At 75.1% G+C, this 2,817-nt stretch carries 3 protein-coding genes; 1 reads left to right on the forward strand and 2 read right to left on the reverse strand.

The genetic code is table 11. The features are described from left to right. Both VGB14_06605 and VGB14_06610 read right to left on the reverse strand, forming a co-directional pair. The coding region (locus tag VGB14_06605; GenBank protein HEX9992579.1) for a hypothetical protein at positions 1-1,066 on the reverse strand (1,066 nt) is incomplete at its 3' end. 27 nt (positions 1,067-1,093) lie between these two features. Further along, complete coding sequence (locus VGB14_06610) at positions 1,094-2,341, reverse strand: putative glycoside hydrolase (GenBank protein HEX9992580.1); 1,248 nt, start codon at positions 2,339-2,341, stop codon at positions 1,094-1,096. A gap of 157 nt (positions 2,342-2,498) precedes the next feature. Here VGB14_06610 and VGB14_06615 point away from each other — a divergent pair. After that, positions 2,499-2,817 (forward strand): Wzz/FepE/Etk N-terminal domain-containing protein (locus tag VGB14_06615; GenBank protein HEX9992581.1); only part of this gene is annotated, 319 nt, incomplete at its 3' end.

A 2,817-nucleotide genomic window follows, 5' to 3' on the forward strand; every position in this document is an offset into this window, starting at 1 on the left:
TCCACGGCCCGCCGGCGAAGGACAGGCCGCCGGTGACCGTGAGCGGGCGGTCGAGGCCGATGCCGAGCTCGGCCGCGGCGACCTGCACGGCCGACGGGAAGCACGAGTACAGGTCGACGTGCGCCAGGTCGCCGACGCCGACGCCGGCCAGCTCGAGCGCGGCCCGGCCGGCGGCCCGGATGGCGGGCGAGGAGCGCAGGTCGCCGCGGTGGGACACGAGCGGGTCGTCGGCCTCCGCGCCGGCGTGGACGAACACCCACCGGTCCCGGCCGACGCCGAGCGCCTCGGCCCGCTCGGCCGAGCACAGCACGAGCGCGGCGGCCATGTCGACGTCGTTGTTGGCGTTCATGAGCTTCGGGTACGGGAACCCGACCATCCGGTTGGCCGCCGACGGCGTGGCGATCTCCTCGGCCGTGCGCCGCTCCCGCAGCCAGGCCCACGGGTTGGCCGCGGCCACCTCGCTGAACCCGGCCCAGAGCCGGCCGAGGTGGGCCTGGTGGTCGGCCACCGAGCGGCCGGCGGCGGCCCGCAGCGCGCTCTCGAAGATCGGGTAGAGCTGCACGGGCAGGCCGAGGCCGACGGCCTGCTCCTCCGGCGCGCTCAGGTCGAGGTCCCGGCCGATCACCTCGTCGGGCACCGGCGCGGCGTCGTCCCACGGGGTCCACGGCGGCCGCTCGCCGGCCCGCCGCCACCGCGTCCTCGTCCGCCACGCCTCCGCCCCGCACACGACGGCCACGTCGAGGTCGCCGGCGGCGATGGCGGCCGCGGTGCGGTCGACGACGACCTGGGGCGACTGCCCGCCCGTGCCGGTGACGGCCGTGTGGCGGGGGCGGGCGCCGACGCGGTCGGCGACCAGCCGGCCGGGGTCGGGGTAGCGCCAGGACAGCACGCGCACGACCCGCACGGACTCGACGGCGGCCAGCAGGCGGCCGGCCGGGCCGGCGTCGGCGGCCGCGGCGGCGACCGCGTCGGCCATGAGGTCGACCGGCTCACGCGACTCGGCCAGGTCCTCCGTGCGCTGGAGGACCTGGCCGACGCCGACGACCACCGGGTCCCTCGCTCGCACCGGCGGGAGGGTACCGGCGGGCGGGGATCAGGGCGTGCGGAGGATGGCGCCGCGGGTGGCGCCCAGGGTCACCTGGTTCATCGACGTGCCGGCGCCGTCGACGTAGGTGCCGCCGAGGTCGACGGTGACCGAGCCGGAGTCGGCCGCGTTCACGATCACCGTGCCCCTCGCGAAGTCCCTCCGGTACACGTGGTTGCCGAGGTCGCGGTAGTCGCCGAGCGGGCGGCCGAGCCGCCACTCGAACTCGGGCTCCCAGGTGCCGTCGCCGTGGCTGATGACCGAGCGGCCGTCGTTGGCGAGCAGGTAGCTGGCCAGGCCGTAGATCGCCGCGGCTCGGTCGGGGATGACCCCGCCGATCTTGACCATGGCGATCTTGCCCATGCGGGCCGCGGTCGCGATCTGGTCGACCATGCCCCGCCACCCGGTCGTGCCCCAGTCCCACACGAAGCCGCTGCCGGGGACCGACGACCAGCTGACGAAGTGCTCCTCGGAGGCGCCGTCGAGCAGGGTGAGCCAGTCCGCCCAGAGGCCGGGCCACATGCGGGAGTCGCTCACGTTGGCGAAGGTGACGTAGCCGGCCTCGCGGAGCGGCGGGGACACGGCGGCCAGCATCGAGCGGACGGCGGCCTGCATCTCGACGTCGGTGTCGTAGCGGGCCGGCGCCGGCGTGGTCAGCGACTGGGCCCGTGTGATGGCGTTGTCCATGATCACGCCGTCCCAGCCGTGGGCCGCGAGCTCGGCGCGCACGTTCTCGAGCCAGCGCTGCTGGTACGACGGGTTGCCCACGTCCACCTGCCAGTGGCCCGGCCACGACCGCCACTCGAGGCGCCGGCCGGAGCCGTCGGTCAGGAACCACTCGGGATGGTCGCGGGAGGCCTCGACGTACCCGACGCCGGTGGGCAGGTAGGGGGCGTCGGCGCAGCCCCGCCAGTCGCGCACCGGGTCGAGGCAGGTGGCCGTGCGGGGGACGGCCCCCGCGTAGCTCCTCACGGAGCTCAGGTCCTGGTACAGGAGCACGATGGCGCGCGGGTTGGCGGCCTTGATGTCGTCGACCAGGCCCCACTCCCACGAGTTGAGCGAGATGATGCGGCGCCGGGGCGCCTCGGTGGCGACGTCGAGCGCGCCGCCGTTGAAGTGGTCGAGGAACGGCCCGGCGCGGCCCGGCGACCAGTGGGCCACCGTGCGGTCGGGGTTCTTGGCGGAGGTCGACACGGTGGCAGCGGCCCAGGCCGGTGCGAACGTGCCGAGAAGGCTGGCGGCGACGGCGGCGGCCATGACCCGGACACCGGAACGGTGCCACCGCCGAGGGCGGGCGAGCGTCATGCCATCCCATCGGCACGCACTTCTCAGTGCTGAAGGGTGCCGCGGCGGAGGCACCACCTTCAGCGTTCGGTGCCCGGGACGGGAGGGGGTCATGCCGTACCCTGGCGTGGTGGGTATCGGAGACGTCGGCCGCACGCTGTGGCGGCGTCGAGTGGTGGTGATCGCCGTGGCGCTCCTCGTCGTCGGCGCCGCCCTGCTGTTCCTGGCCCGTCAGGAACCGGTCTACGAGTCGAGCGCCACTGTGGCGCTTCTCCCCGACCCTGACAACATCGAGTCCGTCCCCTTCTACGTCGGCGCCGTCGAGGAGCTGCTGCCGACCTACGCCGAGCTCGTCGGCAGCCGCACGTTCCTCGACGGGGTCGCCGAGGGCCTGCCCTTCGACGCCACCGGCCGCGACCTCGACGTGTTCGCCCAGCCCTCGTCGAGCG

The organism is Acidimicrobiales bacterium (assembly GCA_036399815.1).
Classification (GTDB): Bacteria; Actinomycetota; Acidimicrobiia; order Acidimicrobiales; family DASWMK01; genus DASWMK01.